This window comes from Bacteroides ihuae (assembly GCF_900104585.1).
In the GTDB taxonomy this organism is placed as follows: domain Bacteria; phylum Bacteroidota; class Bacteroidia; order Bacteroidales; family Bacteroidaceae; genus Bacteroides; species Bacteroides ihuae.
Map to the genome: position 1 here is coordinate 55,960 of NZ_FNVX01000006.1, position 18,740 is coordinate 74,699.

7 protein-coding genes are annotated in these 18,740 nt (G+C 39.3%); 2 read left to right on the forward strand and 5 right to left on the reverse strand.

Annotated elements, in window-relative coordinates; genetic code table 11:
* Positions 1 to 11: 11 nt before the first annotated feature.
* The 5 genes from BQ5338_RS11150 to BQ5338_RS11170 all read right to left on the reverse strand — a co-directional run bounded on the left by BQ5338_RS11150 (position 12) and on the right by BQ5338_RS11170 (position 14,615).
* Entirely contained in the window at positions 12 to 1,700 is a 1,689-nt protein-coding gene (locus BQ5338_RS11150; protein WP_071146942.1) for a RagB/SusD family nutrient uptake outer membrane protein, read from the reverse strand.
* A gap of 17 nt (positions 1,701 to 1,717) precedes the next feature.
* Positions 1,718 to 4,735 carry a SusC/RagA family TonB-linked outer membrane protein gene (locus BQ5338_RS11155; RefSeq protein ID WP_071146943.1) on the reverse strand — a complete coding sequence of 1,006 codons (3,018 nt, stop codon included), beginning with the start codon at positions 4,733 to 4,735 and terminating at the stop codon, positions 1,718 to 1,720.
* 35 nt (positions 4,736 to 4,770) lie between these two features.
* Positions 4,771 to 6,669, reverse strand: coding sequence for a RagB/SusD family nutrient uptake outer membrane protein (locus BQ5338_RS11160; RefSeq protein ID WP_071146944.1), 1,899 nt, complete (start codon positions 6,667 to 6,669; stop codon positions 4,771 to 4,773).
* A 14-nt stretch (positions 6,670 to 6,683) separates the two neighbouring features.
* On the reverse strand, positions 6,684 to 9,839 hold the full coding sequence (locus BQ5338_RS11165; protein ID WP_078063473.1) for a SusC/RagA family TonB-linked outer membrane protein: 3,156 nt from the start codon (positions 9,837 to 9,839) through the stop codon (positions 6,684 to 6,686).
* Between the two features lie 645 nt (positions 9,840 to 10,484).
* Complete coding sequence (locus tag BQ5338_RS11170) at positions 10,485 to 14,615, reverse strand: hybrid sensor histidine kinase/response regulator transcription factor (RefSeq protein WP_071146946.1); 4,131 nt, start codon at positions 14,613 to 14,615, stop codon at positions 10,485 to 10,487.
* 415 nt (positions 14,616 to 15,030) lie between these two features.
* Here BQ5338_RS11170 and BQ5338_RS11175 point away from each other — a divergent pair, with 415 nt between their 5' ends.
* Entirely contained in the window at positions 15,031 to 16,626 is a 1,596-nt protein-coding gene (locus tag BQ5338_RS11175; RefSeq protein WP_071146947.1) for a GH39 family glycosyl hydrolase, read from the forward strand.
* 47 nt (positions 16,627 to 16,673) lie between these two features.
* Entirely contained in the window at positions 16,674 to 18,713 is a 2,040-nt protein-coding gene (locus BQ5338_RS11180; RefSeq protein ID WP_078063474.1) for a beta-galactosidase, read from the forward strand.
* The last annotated feature ends 27 nt before the right edge of the window (positions 18,714 to 18,740 follow it).

Sequence of the window (18,740 nt, forward strand, 5' to 3'; positions counted from 1 at the left end):
TCAGGCTTAAATTACCATCCCGGATTCTGAGTCAGATTAGGATTTTTTCTTCTCTCCACATCAGGAATGGGGAACAGATACATTTTGTCATCCCAACTGCGTTGTTTTATCACACGCTTATAATTGTACGTATCACCATTCTTCGTTATTTCCATCCGAACAATACTCTTTAGTTGATCGCCTTCCTTCCAGCGACGCACATCCCAGAATCGATGTCCTTCGAAGACTAATTCTACCATACGTTCACGTTTGTACTTAGTCCAGAAATCAGTATTCGAAAGACCTTCCGGAAACTTGGGCATCTTTACATCTTCACGATTACGAATAACATTTACCGCACTGGAAGCCGACATCATAAATTCCTCACTAGTCGCATCTGCCGAACCTAAATACTTGAACACCGCCTCAGCATAATTCAAATAGAATTCACCCAAACGGAAAGTAATCCAGCTATGGCGTTTACCACCACTACCTGTTTCTGAACTAAGATCTGTAGTACCGTCTAAATATTTCTTCAGATAATAACCTGTTGGTGTAGCCCCTGAAATAGGAAGTCCATTTCTACCGCCAATATACATTTCCAAAGGATTAGGATTCGTGCTAGGCCACTTATCTCCATTCACGGCAATACTCATAGCCATGCGTGGATCTCTGTTTGTGTAAGGTTTTTGCGGGTCATAACCACTCTCGGATTCATTCCATGCCTTACCAGTATTTTTCATCTCATAAGCATCTACTAAAGTCTGAGTAGGGCAGTTGCCCGAATTGCCATTTTCCATGCCTACCGGATAGTTGTACACTTCAGGAGCATTTGTATCCCCTAGCCTGCGTACAAAAATCATTTCAGAAGCTTTCCAGTTATCGGTTCCCCATAAAGCGGAATATTTACCCAGCTTAATGCCGTTAGAGGCACAATAGTCAATCACAACTTTACTAGCTTGAGCCGTTTTTTTCCATAAAGTAAGATCATTATTAGCATTGAATAACGGACTTGCTTGATAAAGTAAAGTACGCGCTTTTAGAGCTAATGCTGTGCCACGATTCACACGACCAGTTTCAGGACTTCCTATACTAGAAGCATCATCGTTTAAATTAGCATAGTTTACAGGGAGCTTATCAGCAACAGCATCACACTCACTGACGATAAAATCAAAAACAGTAGCAGCTGGCGTACGAGTCATCATATTAGCTACATCTTCGGTCAAAACTTCCGTAGTAAAAGGTATATCTCCATACGCACGCACTAAAATAAAGTAATAATAAGCACGCAAGAGACGAACCTCATACTGATAACGATTAAAGCGATTCATTTGAGCTTGATAATCCTTATCAAATTTAAGTTCAGAGAAATCCGCATTTGGAGATTCTGTCAAATAATAATTGGCGGAACGAATCGCTGAATAATAGTTCCACAGAGAATAAGGATTAAGCGGACTCCATGAGCCATTATAGAAGTCATGTATTCCAGCCCAGGACCATGCGTTTTCTGATTCATCACTGGCGGAACAAAGAGAGTTTACAGCTGGTAAATCGGCATCCAAATAACTATAAATATTGGTTACAAAACCATTTGTACGCGTAAAATCAGTAAATACGTAGTCCTTACCATAAACGGTATATTCATGATAATCCATCTCATCATTGCATGCTGCGAGAGTGAGCAAGCAACTTAAACCTAAAAATATATTTTTCAGTTTCATATCTTTACTTTTTTCTATTAAAAACCGATTGCCAAACCCACATTCACCGAACGCGTCGCCGGATAAGACGTACCCATTGCTTCCGGATCACTCAAATCAATACTATCAAAGCAGAGTAAATCAACGCCTCTGACATAAACCTTCGCTGTTTTCATCTTCACCTTACCTAAGAAAGAGGCAGGAAGCTTATAAAAGATTTCACAGTTTCGTAGTTTTAGGAACGAACGGTCAGCCAACCATACAGAGCTATTTTTCAAATTGTTGTCAACCGACTCTGTAGTTAGTCGGGGGAAGCGAGAATTTGGATTCTCGGGCGTCCAACGATTGGCGTAATAATAATTAGAGATAGTAGCATCTCCCACCAAGGGTCTATAAACGCTGGTCGTGTTTAACACTGCAGTATAATTACCCACTCCCTGAAACATTGCAGCAAAGCCTAATCCTTTCCATTCAAAGCCTAAATTGAAGGAATAATAAATTTCAGGAACAGTTGAATTATAGCCCATTGCGATAAAATCATTATTGTTAATAACATCATCGCCATTGACATCTTTATATTTGATATCACCGGGTTTTACTTGTCCAAACTGTTGTGTCGGACTATTGTTTATATCAGCCTGATCTACGAAATAACCAACAGCTTGCAAAGCAAAAATTTGTCCGAGTGATTTTCCTGTAGAGCGAAGATAATTGTAAGCTTGAGGAGATTCAAACTGCTCAATGATCTTATTTTTAGAGAGAGTCAGTTTACCACCCAAATTAAATTGAATATTGCCTATTCTCTTCGTATAATCGGCTCCTATTTCAGTACCCCAACTATCCACAATACCTGCATTTTCATAAGAACTTGAAGCTCCCAATACAGATGAATTCTTACCTGCAGTACTTACCCATATATCTGAACGTCTTTCATAAAATCCATCTAGCGTCAGTGTAAGTCCTTTAAACAGTACTGCATCAAACCCTACATTGTATTTGTGAGCTTTTTCTGTAGTACCATTCAATGAAGCCAAAGCACCTTCTTGCCAACTACCATCATTATTAAAATTATCCCTAATTGGATATCCATTACCTCCAGTAACAGTTTCGTTCCAATAACCATTGTACGGAATATTATCTGTATTCAATATACCAAAAGAAGCACGCAATTTAAGAAAATTAACAAAACGGACATCTTTCATGAAATTTTCATTAGAGATTAGCCATGCTAACCCAATAGTAGGAGAAAGATGCCATTTGTTACCTGTTTCCAAAACATTAGAAGCCGAGTTCATTAAGGTCAGATCAGCAAAATAACGATTATTGTAACCATAGTGTGTGTACCACGCTGCATTCTGAGAATAATAGGTCTTATTCGTTCCTTTCGCATTATCATATTTATAGTTGTACATGAGCATCGTGTACAAGTTGTGTGCACCAAATTGACGTTGATAATCGACATTGGCTTGGAAATTAAACGAACGATACTGCCAATCAAGTTTACTATCTCCACTCATCTCACCGTTAGCACCACCTGTGTAAGTATTGAATTCCACCGGTTCCCCATTTTCCCAAGCTGTCACAGTTTTACTACCATATTTATAATCTTTTGAGTGATTTTCCCAATATGAAGCAATATTATCATATCCCACTCGGATACCTCCGCCCAAACCTTTTGTTATATCAGAAAAATCCTGCCGCAAAGACATATCAGCATACAAAGCACGAGTATGCGCTTTTGTATAAGCACGTGCCTGAGTTAAAGCTACCGGATTATTGTATCCATTCCATGTAGCATTACCTCCCCAAAGGCCATCTTCGGTTTTAATAGGAAATGCAGCAGACGGAAGAGAATAAAGCCTTGCAATCAGATTATCAGATCCAAGTCCCGGACGGCTAAACTCATTCAGTACTCCCATTATATTAGCTTGCATCTTCGTCTTCGGAGTCAGTTCCACATCAAGGTTAGTACGAAAGTTACCTTTTGAGAATTTCTCCTGAGTAGAATATCCAACGTTTGTATTGGCATTAGCAATAAAGCCGGCATTATTTTGCAAATTAAGCATCGTGTAATAACGCATTCTCGTACTACCTCCGCGAAAACTCAACGTAGCTATATCAGATGCTCCCCTATCACGGAAAGTCTCTTCCCACCAATCTACATTCGGATAAAGAGATGGGTACTTACCACTCTTGAAAGCATTCAATTCATTCTGTGAATAACGCACCGTCTTTCCATCATTTGTCAGAGCCTCATTTAGGGCATTTGCATACGTGTATCCATCAGCCATTTCAGGTTTCCGTGCTTGCCAATTGATAGCATGATCATAGCTGAAATTAATTTCCTTTGATTTATACTTTCCTCGTTTAGTCACAATGTTCAAAACGCCATTCACTCCCTTGTATCCATAGAGTGCCAAAGCAGCAGCATCACGAAGCACGCTTACCGACTCCACTTCTTCAGGAGTAATATAGTTCAAAACATTCCAAGCATTATCTCGTTCCAACCCATCCACCACGACGAGGATGCCATTGTTTCCGTTTAGAGTCTTCAGACCACGGATATACATAGAAGGCATCTGATCCCAAGTGGCGCCCGTTTTTTGCATTGTAGTAAGACCAAGCGCATTGCCATATAATGAATTACCAATGCTCAAAGCAGAACGATTATTGATCTCTTCAGCATGAGCCGTAGAGACAGCGCCGGTTGATTCGGCAAGAGTTTGCTGCAATCCGAAACCGTAATTTACTTTTCCGGTAGCAAAGTCCATTACAATAGTCATTGCCTTGCCAGTATCTGCCACAAGTACTATTTTCACAGCATCATCTGCCGTCTGTATTTTCAGGGTATTCTCTTTAGTAGCCAGAATTTCAAATTCTCCGTTCTTATCAGTGGGTACTTTCACCAACGGATTGCTCACTATAGAGACGAGCGCCCCAGACACTGGGTTACCCCATTTATCCACAACCCTACCGGTAACATTATTATCATCCTGAGCCCAACTGTTTAAACTGGCACAAGCAAGCATCGCTAAAGCTATTATCTTTTTTTTCATATTATTCAGTTTTAAAATAGTCAATGATCAGGCCATTACTTCCAACCGGGATTTTGAGTTAATCCATAATTCTTATTTACTTCCGAAGGTGGGAAGGCTGATAAATACCATCTTGGACTAAAATTTGTCCACCAAGAACGGGATTTATTGGTTAACTCAAATTTCGTATAAGTAAACTTCGTCGGAAAATCACCCCGTACACTTGCATTTTTATCTGACCACGAACCACTACCACCGTCCGCACGTTGAATCTTCAAACCGTGCAAAGGTGCTTGAAACAAATCAGCACGTTTATTTCGAACCATATCAAACAGACGAACATCTTCTAAGCCCAATTCACAAGCACGCTCGCGAAGGATTTCTTCCATCAAGGCATTTGCATCTGTTTTCAAATTTTCAGTAGGATTAACCTCGGCCAAACCTTTCAAACCTACACGGGCACGAACTTTATCTACTTGATCGATGGCATCAGATAGCCTATTATTTTTTAATAGTGCCTCTGCATAAATCAAATACATTTCGGATAAACGCAAATAAGGCCATTCTAAATAATTACCGGCCAAGCTGCTCTTACCTTCTTTATAAAATTTATAGAGACCAAAACCTGTAGCATATATACCTGTTTCTTTTTCGGTACTGCTAACATTTTCACGACCACCCAACCACAATTCTACAGCACGCCCACTATACTTGGCTCCATTTACAAGAATCGTTTCGTATAAACGTGGATCACGAATTGGTTTACTATAATCATTATTGGTGAAAAAAGGATTTGATGCTACTGTAGCATCACCCCAACTAAACGGACTACCATCAGCCATCGGAAACATTTCCATGTATTCCTCAGTAGGAGTATACCCACCATTGCCAACCCAGTCGCCCCAATAATACCACCAATCCCAATTGTATTTACCAATAATACGAGTCGATATTAAAAGTTCTGTATTATCCTGACGAATAAAATAAGCTGTATTAAAAGCAGCGCGATAGGCATCTACAGAAGATCCGCTAGGTTGAATTAGACCATAATGACCTCTAGTATTCAACTCTGAAAAGAAATCCTCGCAAGCGGTCAAACATTGTGTCCATAATTCAGGTTTGTATGCCCCATACCATACTTGATGATTAGTAACAGCATCCTGAGGTTCTTCATTACAATAAGGTTGACTATCATTAAACAAAGGGCTAGCTGCAAAAAGCAAAACTTTACATTTCAGCCCCATCGCAGCCGCTTTGGTAAAACGCCCCTGCCAGTTCGATTCGCCATCATTTTCCAAATCCCAGGGAAGAACAACCGTTGCTTCATCCAATAAACGAACCATAAAATTCACCGTTTCTTCTACTGTACCACGCGGAAGTTCATAAGCAGCAGCTACATCATACGATTTCTCCAGAATTGGCAAACCACCCAAATGACGGAATAAATCGAAGTAACGCGATGCGATGATTACTTTTGCCTCAGCTGCCAAACGAGTTTTCTCTGCATCCTCCATATCGGGCACACGTCCCACATTCTCGATAAATAACCAAGCAGCACGAATGGCTACCCAACAGTTTTCTTTTGTATAACCAAAACGGCTATCGTCTGCATCGTCTTCATCGCTAGCTTTGTAAGAGCCTGAATAGTATTTACGGTTAAGCCCGTCCCAAGAATTGTGGCTATGCCAACAATCGGAGAGGGCCTCGAACATACCAGTATTCATTTTACCATCAATCGTATTCCAATTAGTAGCCAAACCATAATAAAGCTTACTATATGTATTCCATAAAAACCGTCTGGCATAATCTGCTTTTCCAAAAATTGTATCTTGAGTAACAGCAACGCCCGGAGCTTTCTCTAGGAAGCTATCACCAAATTTTATTTCATCAACACACGAAGTAGCTATAGTAGCTCCAACGAATGCACCAATAAACCATTTACTAAAATGTTTCATATTTTATCAAAGTATTAGAATCCAACTTTTAAACCAACATTAAATACACGAGTCAACGGATAGTTCGGTCGATCACTCTGACGAGATTCAGGATCACCCCATTTGAATCCCGTGATGGTCAACAAATTATAACCGTTTACATAAAGACGACATTGATTCATTTTCATTTTCTTCATGAACGAGAGATCAAAATTATAACCTATTTCTATGCTCTTCAAACGCAGGTAGCTAGCATCGATCAAATATAAATCTGAACCAGCATAGTTATTAGATGCATGTAAACCTGAGATGCGAGGATATTTTGCAGTGTACGTATCTTCGGAAGAGCGCCAAGTAGTTTCATATTGATAAAGCAACAACCCTTTATTAAAGGTATCGCCCAAAGGTTGACGAAACTCGCTCAGCATACGATCGACATTCCAACCACCCGTCCATTGCATAGAGAAATCAAAATTCTTCCAATTGAATCCTGCATTCAGACCAGCAGTATATTCGGGTGCATCCGTAAAGCCGATGTTGCGAGTAGCATCATCACCGGTAATCTTTCCATCACCGTTTAGATCGGTGTAGACGCAGTCACCGGGAGCCAACGTAATACCATGGTCAGCTATCTTTCTTCCGAATTCAGCTTCATAACGAACATCTGCTGTTTCATCGTAGAATCCCCAAAACTTGTACATAGAGCGAGAACCAATTACACGGCCAGTCTTATACATCCACGGTTCATTCTGTGCCACTTCGTTCATATACACAATTTTATTACGTGCAAAAGAAAGATTTCCATTGATCCAATAGCGAAAATCTTTACCTATCTTATCATTCCATTTCGCCTGAATTTCATAACCCTTATTCTCAGTCTTACCAACATTTACGACAGGAAGGCTCATACCCAAAATGCCAGGTAGATAATCCGGACTCATCAGTATATCTTTACGCTCTTCATAAAAGTAATCTACAGAGAGATTTAAACGTTCTTTCAAGAATGTTACGTCTAAGCCATAGTTTTGCTTCGTTGCTTTTTCCCATGTCACATCAGCATAAGATTTTGTTGATTCATAAGCACCTGGCTTCGCACTATTAATATTCGTTCCAAAGAAATAGCTCCCCCCAAGTTGATATGCATCAGGCATATATAAGAAGCGTTGATTGTTTGATTTATCATTACCAACGACACCTATTGATGCACGAAGTTTCATGTAGTTAGCTACCTTTTTTACTGGTTTAAAAAAAGACTCCTCGCTAATTACCCAGCCAATAGAACCAGCGGGGAAAACGCCGTAGCGTTTACTCTTGATAAAGTTTTCTGAGCCATTATAGCCAATATTAAATTCAGCCAAATAACGTGTTCTCCAATCATAAGTGGCACGACCCACTAAACCCACATAAGCCGAAGGAATATCATTATAAGTACCACCTGGATAGTATTTCTTTGATTGGTTGTATAAAAGTAAACCTGTCACATTATGGTCACCAAATTTGCGAGCATAGTTCATCGCCAACTCCATATACCAGTCACGCGCTTTGCTAAATTGATCATCAGGTTCACTGTAACTTAACTGAGAGTCGGAACCATCTTTCCGATAAGCAATGGAGCCATCAGTCTGCACAACCGGTACATAAGAAGCTTTTGAAGAACTAGCTATTTTTTTATTTGAATATTCAGTATTATAAGCACCTTTTAGTTTAGCTGATAGCCCCTTTGTCACGAAATCGAGTTTTTGATTGAGTGCAAGGTCTAAGTTTAAAACATTAGTGGTCGTATTACGAAAGCCCTTTCCGTAATAAGAAGAAAGACCATCGGAGCCTGTGAATGGCAAATAGTCGGTATTAGAAACAACACGTTTTCCATCGACAATACCTGCACCAGCAAAAGGTACAGCCCAATAAAGTTTGCGAAACAATTGGTTCTGATCTTCCCCAGATTCTGGTGTACGTTTACTCTCAACGCGCCCACCAATATTGACAGATAGTAAGGTAGACTTAGTAACATCAAAATCCAAATTAGCACGATAGTTATAACGCTTATAGTCAAAATTAAAATTATCTGTAGCATTGAACTGTTTAAACATACCTGCCTGTGTAAACATACCCGCAGAAACAAAGTAGCGCATATTATCTATACCTCCTGAGATATTTACGTTATGTTGCGATTGGAAAGCAGAACTTTCCATACAGTAATCTAACCAATTTACATCTGGATAGAGAATCGGATCAGAATGCGTACGAAATTTTTCTAGCTGTTCATTGCTAAAAGTAGGTATTCCTCCATCATTAACCTGCATATCATTATAATATGAAGCATACTGATAGGAATTCGCAAAATCCAATTGTTTAGTCAGAATATTGACACCAACTGACGTAGAGAAAGAAATCTTAGCTTTACCTTCGGCACCACGCTTCGTCGTTATCAAGATAACTCCATTGGCACCACGTACACCAAATACAGCAGTTGCAGAAGCATCTTTCAGAACAGTAATACTTTCAATTTCATTCGGATCAATCTGCGAAAAATCACGATCTACACCATCTACCTGAATAATAGGAGAAGCATCGTTCCAAGTAGCAATACCACGCACATATATGTCAGCAGCATCAGCACCGGGTTCACCAGAGTACTGTACAGAGGAAATACCTGTCACCTGACCTGAAAGCATATTAGAGATAGAACCAGCAGGAGTTTTTAGCAAATCGTCTCCTTTCATTGAAGAGATAGCACCAGTAATAGATACCTTCTTTTGTACTCCATACGCTACCACCTGAACCTCATCTAAGAGTTGAGTATCATCTTCTAAGATAATCATCATAGAAGTTCCTCGTTTTATTGGAATTATTTCATCTTTAAAACCGATAAAAGAGACTTTTAATTTAGTAGCGCGTTGAGGTACCTGAAGGGAAAAAGCACCATTTAAATCAGTGATAGTCCCAGTTGTAGTTCCTTCAATTAAAACATTGGCTCCAATAACGGGTTCTCCTTTGGAATCCTTAACCGTTCCTACTACCTTTTGCAAACTTTGCTGAGATATTTCAACCGCCAAATTCTCAGCAAATATTTTGTTTGAACTGGGATAATAAAACGCAAGAAATAGAACAGCAAGCCGAGCCGCCCAGTAATAACGTGGCGCTGATAGCTGTACATTCATACGTCTATGAAAAGTTTTTTGTTTTTTCATTTAGTTATAAACTTTAAGATTAAACATATTTATTCATGAATAAGTAAGCACAAATTTAACAATGCAAAACAATACTTAACTCCAAATATAATTAAGAAAGGAGGAATTTGCAGTATTATCCTATTTTGAACCATAAATCCACCTCAATAACAAGAAGGAAAAAGATCAAAGAAGTTCAGGAGAAGAAGTTTATGCGTATGGTTATCTACAAACAGGTTATCTAGCTTGTCATCAAAGCATTATTAACAGAAAAAAATCGGTTTCTGTTCTTCGCTTCACGGATGTGGCCTCTATACTCCACACGTGTAGTCTCTACGATTCACGTATATAGTCCGTAGAGACTACACGTGTAAAGTGTAAAACAGATGCCGTTGCTTGAACTTACGACTTGTGTTGCTTGCCAATAATAGTATCGTTATGAGCACAAGTGTAACATGTTCTTTACCCAAAAAGACAGATGCTTTGTCGAGCTCCAAATACATCTCAATCGATATTTTTTTGAGTAAAGAAGAGAAGACGTTTGGGTAAAGCATAATAGTAAAACATCCAAAATCGTGATATACTGATTTTACCATCACTGCCACAAACGCTTATAGCAAGAAGTCAGAGCATCTTTCGTGATAGGTGTGAAGTAAAACGCGTTTTTCACGGGAGGTTATTTTCAGGAAGAAAACGTTCGATATACTCAGTAGGTAGCATATTGAATTCTTTCTTGAAACAGGAACTGAAATACTTCGGATCGTTAAAGCCTACAGCGTAAGCTAGTTCGGACACGCGGATAGAACGCTTCTTTTCCATAATCTGGCAGGCAGCTTTCAGGCGGATATTACGAATAAAAGCAGAAGTGTTGAGGCCTGTGAGAGATTTCAACTTTTTATAAAGAGTGGATTTGCTTGTTCCCATCTCTTCGATAAACTGGAGTTGATCAAAATCAGGGTCATCAAGGTGCCTATTGACACAATCAATGGCATGCTGCATGAATTCTTCGTCGATACTGGTATAATGAAGGTCTTTCACCTCAAACACCAATTGATTTTTGAAATCACGTGCCATGCGTTCTTTATATTTCAGCAAATTCTTGATGCGTGCATGAAGTACCGTCAAGTTAAACGGTTTACTTATAAATCCGTCAGCGCCCGATTCATAAGCTTCGGCGCGATCTTCTTCAGTATTCTTAGCCGTAAGCAGAATAACCGGGATGTGGCTGAATTCGAGTTTACTTTTTACTAATTTACAGAGTTCGATACCATCCATCTCAGGCATCATAATGTCGGAGACAACAAGGTCAATATCTTCGTTCTCTATCACTTCAATCCCTTCTTTACCATTAGCTCCCGTAAATACGTTATATTCTCGACCTAACAATTTCACCATGAGTTGCTGTAGATCCAAATTGTCTTCGAGCACCAAGATAGAATGTGCCTTAATGTCGTGAGCATTATTTGTTTCTGTCAGATCCACTTCAACTCCCGAAATAATTTCCTGAGCAGGCATTGTTTCTTCATCTATCTCTTCTTCCTTGAAGTAGGAACGGTCTATAGGCAAAGTTACAGAGAATGTCGTGCCTTTCTCTAGCTCACTCTCCACAGAAATACTTCCTCCATGCAACTCTACCAGATCTTTAGTCAAAGAAAGACCGATACCTGTGCCAATAGTGTTGAACTTACGATAATCTCCTTCGTAAAAACGCTTGAATAAATTCTTCCTGCCTGCTTCGGAGATACCTTTTCCATTATCTCTTATCCGAAGTAAAATATAGTCTTTATTGTCGGCATAAGACAAGTTGACCTGCACGAAACCTCCTTCAATGTTATACTTAGCAGAGTTTGAGAGAAGGTTGTAAACAATCTTATCGAGTTTGTCCGGATCAAAATAGCCTATAATAGATTCCGGATCACACAACACGGAGAAATGAAGTTTTCGCTTCTTTACTAAAGGGAGGAAACTTTCGGCCTCATTCTTAACGAAAGCAGCCACATCTCCTGGTGATACCTTCAGTTTCAAGTTTCCGGCTTCGGCTTTACGAAACTCTAAAATCTGTTGTAACAAACGGATTAGACGACGGATATTATTGCCCATCACAGCATAAAGATCATCGTGCTGCGGGGCTTGCATCTTCAACTCATCTACAGTAGCCGAAATAATGGTAAGCGGGGTAAGCAATTCGTGCGTGATGTTGGTGAAGAACTGTAATTTTGCATGATTTAGTTCTTCAGCTTTTGATCGTTCTAACTCTTTAATATGTAATTGATTCTTTAGAATCATGCGGTTCTTGGCTACTCTGTAGAGATAGTAAACAATGGAAACCAAAAGAAAAAAGTAAAAAGTATATGCCCACCATGTAGCCCAAAAGGGAGGGAAAACAACGACCGTAATCTTTCGAGTCTGTACACTCCAAACACCGTTTTCATTCGTAGCACGTAACAGAAAGGTGTATGTACCGCTCTTCAGATTATTGTAGTAAGCAAAGTGACGGGTAGCATCTGTGTATTGCCACTCTTTATCAAAGCCTTCGAGCTTATAAGCATATTTGTTGAGCTCGGGATTCTTATAAGTAAGTGAGGCAAACTCAATATTAAAATTATTGTATTGATAAGGCAGCTCTATCTTGTCGGTAAAAGAAGGCATCTTTTTAGAAATACGTATTCTCAAATCTTCGTCGAGCGATTTCAATGAACGATTGTAAATTTTGATATCCGTAATAAAGAATGGCACGTCACTCACACTATCGTTCATGTTATCGGGGAAAAAGCTGTTATAACCTTTATAACCTCCAAAGAACAGTTCCCCATCTTTATTGAATGATGATTTCGGTATAAAAAAATTATCTTGCAGCCCATCTGCCGATGTGTAAACACGTACTGTGGCCTTACTCACATCATTTGACACAACCAACTTCACAAGGCCATTATTGGTACCAAGCCATAAGCCACCATGAGTATCTTCTTCAATGCTGCCTACCATATCGCCCGGCAGATTATACAGAATATTTCTTTCTTCAAACACATCCGCCTCTTTGTTATAATAAAACAGACCGCTTCCTTCCGTACCCACCCAAAGTCTTCCTCTTGCATCGGAATGCAAACAAAGCGCTGTTTTGGTTGCCAGTTTATGGTTCTCCAAATTATAACTTTTATAAGTCAGTGATTCAGGATGGCGAAGATCTCCCTGAATGCAAATAACACCTTGATTGGCGGTTGCCAGCCAAATATTCCCTTCACGATCTTCAACAATATCCCTTATATAGGAATATTCCAGATTTTCTCCGTTGATCATTATCTTCCTAAACAGATAACCACTTCCGTCGGCACGCATCACCCCGACTCCATTGCGCGTACCCACCCAACAATTCCCTTTTTTATCTTCGTAAAGAGAAGTTATGCAAATGTATTTTATGAAATTGGTATTCTCTGAGGTATAGTGCTTCACTTTTTCTCCTTTACGATAGACATAAACTCCGCCATCATACGTACCAAGCCAAACATCACCCGTCTTTTTTCTCTGAATAATAGCAAAAACCGTTGGCATAGAGTTTATTCCTGCAAACTCGGGGATGCGGGAGTAATAGAGGAATTGCCCTGTTTTTCTATCGTGCCTAGCCATTCCATAGGTACCCACTCCTAACCAGACAGATTGCTCATTATCAACAAAAAGAGCTCTGACTGCGCTTGTAGGAATATCATCTTCCATAGTATCAAAGCTGTACAAATTAAATTTTGGTTTACGCGTATCTACCATAAAGACACCACCCCCTATAGCCCCTAGCCACATATTACCGAACCGATCTCTCAACAATGAATTGATCTCGTTACAGGGTATATGGAAAAGAGATTTTTGTGATTTATAGTTAATAAATTCGCCCTCCTTACTTTGTCTCATTATGCTCAATCCACTACGCGTTCCTATCCACAAAGAATGAGTATTCAGATCTTCGGAAATATCATAAACGATATTATCAGACAAAGATGTGGCGTTTGATGGTTGATGTCGGAAGTTTGTCCACGACACACGTTTCATGTCTTTAGGATTCTTCAATAAGAAAAGGCCTTCATCCCATGCTCCTACCCAAATATTTTTATGGCTATCTTCATATACAACGTGTGCTGAATTACGTTTATTCATCTTGGGGTAGGCATAGAATCGTTTAGTATGAGGAGAATAACGATAAAGGCCGCTTTCCCATGTACCTATCCAAATATCACCCTGAGAATCTTCGAACAAAGACTTTATAGATGTATTAAATAAGACATTTCCAGTAACTTTCCCAGTGCAAAACAGCATAGAATCTGCTAATGCATCATATTTAAGTAACCCAGCATCCGTACCTACCCAAACAATGTTATCCCTGGTTGTCAGTAAACAAGAGACCGCATTATTCCCTATCTGCGAATAAAGATCTTTCTTTATCACTCCCGTTTCTTTATTCAAGACGTTTAAACCTTCTTGCGTACCAATCCAGATATTGTGATTATTATCATCCGTCAGGCAGTAGATATTATTATTAGAAAGCAAATCAGGAGTATAAAGATTCGATTTATAAAGACTCGTTTGGTAACCATCATATAGGCAAAGACCATAGCGGGTAGCAATCCACACAAAGCCGTCTCTGTCTTGATATACCTTTTGAACTTCATCAGTAGGCAGACCATCAATTGTAGAGAGTTGTTTGAACTTAAGATGAGTAATCATGTCTGTATTAGTAGAACAGGCAGAAAGCGGCATTACCAATAGAAAAGCTAGCCATATAATCGTTAGGACAGAATTGCGTTTTTGCATGTTATCAGATTTTACGAACTTTGCAAATATACACATATTCTGTCCAAAGAAAAGTCGAATTATGATTCTATTTAGTAGGGAAAGCTACTTGTTTTCATTATTCTCATGCGTTTTGAGAAAAAGTATCAACCTTTACCGCTAACTGCTTAGTAGCTCTGCCAGTCTCCGAATTCTGGGTAGAAAGTATGTGATCGTAACACAATTTAGAGTATCCATCCAATGCTGTTATGAATGGCAAACTGCATAGACAAACTCCTAAAACAGGCTTCAAAGAATTGCATTTCAATGAATTCTTTGAATTAAATATCTGAAAAGTAGTGTTTGCAACAAATATGACCGTTATCTAATACAAAATGAGACTAAAGGAGTGTAAATATAAATATATTTTTGCAATACTATAATATTAAAAGAGCGTATGAAATTAAATGTATTAGTTTTGATTGTAAGTGCTTTGTTTGTTCAGACAACAGTGAGTGCAGAAAAGGGGGACAAAAAATCTACATTAATAGCAGAAAGGGTTATTAATGTAGATTATAGTGTTGAGGATGGTGCTATAAATACCATGTTCAAACAGTGCATTGGAGCTGGTAGAGCCAACGAAGGACTTCGAGCCGATTGGCAGCAACAATTGGCTTATGTGAAAAAAAAATGCGATTTTAAATACATCCGCATGCACGGCCTATTATCGGACGATATGGCTGTGTACACCGAGGATGGAAAAGATAATCCGCAATATAGCTACATGTACATTGATGCTTTATATGATTACTTGTTAAGTATAGGAGTCAAACCATTTGTTGAACTGGGATTCATGCCTGCAGCGTTGGCAAGCGGCAGTCAAACCATTTTTTGGTGGAGAGGAAATGTTAGCCCCCCCAAAGATTACAATAAATGGGAAGATTTTATCCGCAATCTTACCCAGCATTTCACCGAGCGTTATGGCATAGATGAAGTAAAGACATGGTATTTTGAAGTCTGGAACGAACCAAATCTTTCACCCGGATTCTGGACAGGCACACAAGCAGAGTATTTCAAATTATATCAGTACACAGCAAAAGCTATCAAAAGTGTAAATCCCGATTACAAGGTTGGCGGACCCGGAACGGCTGGAGCTGCATGGGAGAGTGAAATGATCGATTTCTGTGTCAAAAACAATATACCAATCGACTTTGTCAGCACTCATTCCTATGGTGTTAAACAAGGATTTCTTGATGAATACGGTAACGGTGGTACTGTTCTGAGTAAAGACCCAATGAGTGTAAGTAGCGATGTGTTGCAATCTCGTAAAGAAATCGCTGCTTCCGCTAAACCAAATCTGGAATTGCATTACACCGAATGGAGTTCTTCTTACACACCTTCCGACCCACTTCACGACAGTTATCATGAGGCTGCATACATTTTGGAAAAGATAAAACAGGTTGGAAATGCGGTCAACTCTATGTCCTATTGGGTATTTACAGATATTTTTGAGGAAGCAGGGCCTCGCTATACGCCTTTTCATGGGGGATTCGGACTACTCACCATTCAAGGTATTCCAAAATCGGCATTTTATGCTTACAGCTTTATGAATAAGCTTGGAAAAACAGAATTGAAAAATACTGATGCGCGTTCGTGGGCAAGTAAAGATGATGATGGCGGTATCCAGTTACTTTGTTGGGACTTCACCAACACGCATCCAGGCGATTCAGTACATAATCAGAAATACTATACACAAGATCTACCCTCAAAACCGAAAGGTAAAGTGAAAGTAAATATATCTCACTTACCTGCCGGAGTCTATACATTGGAAATTTACAAAGTAGGTTATCGTGTAAATGACGCATACACCGAATATATGGACATGGATAAACCAAGACAACTTAACAGGCAACAGGTTAATAAATTGAAGAAACACAATGACGGTTCTCCGGTCCAAATTGAAACGATTGAGGTTAAAGCAAGTGAATCCTTCTCAAAAGAACTCGATATTAGGGAAAATGATGTATATTTATTGAACCTTATTAGAAAATAGAGGAACACATCTTTTATCATCTCCATATTTATGAATCTAATAATCAAATGAAAACACTTAAATTATTGTTATTTATTGCAATCCCTTTCTTTTTTAGCTTCATATTGAAAGCTCAGGGATTATATGTCGGAACCAATTATCATCCGCATGATGATAAGAATATAGAGAAAATCAAAAATGACATTCAATTAATGAAAGCGGCCGGGTTTAATTCTGTCCGTATGGGGCATTTGGCTTGGGACAGCTATGAACCGGCGGAAGGACAATTCGATTTTGAATGGTTTGATAAGGTAATGGATCTGATGAACACGGCTGGAATAAAAGTGATTTTGGATATAGCCGTACGTCCCGCACCAATATGGCTGCACCACAAGTACCCCTCAATTGATATTACACCCCCAGATGGTAATGCTCAATATCCGAATCACCGCTACATGGATGATGTTGGTGATCCAATGTATCAAAAATATGCTTTACGTTATGCAGACACACTTACAAAACATTATGGAAAACATCCTGCTCTCTTAGCATTTGGAATCGATAATGAGTCTGGCGATGGACCAATTTCATATTCGGAAACGGTGAGAAAAAGATTCATCGTTTGGTTGACGAATAAGTATTTGAACCTTGATAATTTAAACAAAGCTTGGGGTACACAACGTTGGTCTAGACGGATTAACCAATTTGAAGAAGTTGGGCTGCCTGTTACTGGTGCTAAAAACGGTGCCCCGGAAAAAATATTAGATTTCAGACGTTTTATTTCGGATGAAGTCAACCAATTTCTTTTTAAAGTGATTGATAAGGTAAATACCAATGCACCGAATGTACTGACAAATACGAATGCATGGTATTACAGCCCGTTGAAATATTTCGACTATTCCGAGATAGCTTATTCTGGCAAGATGACTCGTGAGGGTTGCGGATACTATCCCGGAAACTCTTTAACGACTAATTGGGGAGTCATGAACTCTTCGTTTGGAATTTCTCGTATCCAGTTTGAAAGTACGAATCCTTTCTGGTGCAGCGAATTTACAACTATGACTGCTGTGCCGAATTCTATCCGTAAGTCGGCTTATGCCACATTGATGTATGGCAACCAAATGGTTTGCGGATGGACATGGCAGAGCATGTGGGCCGGAGAAGAGCAGTATCTGCAAGGTATGCTCGACTGGGACGGTGTGCCAAACCGTAAATATGACGAATACAAAAAAATAGCAACAGAGTTTAAGAAGATCGGCAAATACTTTCCGTATAAGCTCCATCCAGAGGTAGGCATGGCATTCTCATTCCCGAGCCAGATAGCAAGCAGCTCGTATCCCGAGCAGCAAGAGAATCAACTGCAAGCTTGCTGGGAACTGTTCTATTATCGCAATATGGACGTTAACATTGTTGAGATCAGTAGAAGTACTTTAAACTACAAGTTGCTTTTTGTTCCAGGGGTAACGGTAATGGGTGAAGCCACTGCCACCAAAATACGCAATTTTGTAAAAAATGGCGGAACGGTGATTATGTCAAGCAATTCGGCTGTTGTTGACGAAACAGGACAGGTATTCGCTTCCACTCGTCCCGGTCGCTTGAGCGACGTGTTTGGAATTCGGGTGGCTAGTTTCGAAGAAACGGAAGCGTATAATGAAATATCACGCAAATCATATAAAGGAAAAAAGCTTGAGTTTACTTACAAAGGGAAGGCCGTTGACACGGAATCGGCAAGATTTGATATTATTGAGCCAAGAGGTGCCGAGGTTATTGGAAGTATCACCAGCTTAGATAAGGATTATCCAATTATGACCTCACATAAATTCGGAAAAGGCCGGGCGATATATGTTGGCTTGCCTGCCGATGGAAGAATTCTCAATCCTCTGCTTGACGAGCTAATAGTTGAACTGGACATTACAAAAGGATCAGAAGTACCATCCGGAGTGATGGCAAGGCAGATAGATAAAACTCACTACCTTTACTTGAATGTTAGTGGAGAAAACAAAGAGATAAAAAGGAAAGGAAAATCAAGAAGTATCCTTTTGGATAAAGATTACAATGGAAATTTCATCATTCCCCCTTACGAACCGGAGTTTATTGAAATACACTAATAAATATTTGATATACACATAATAATA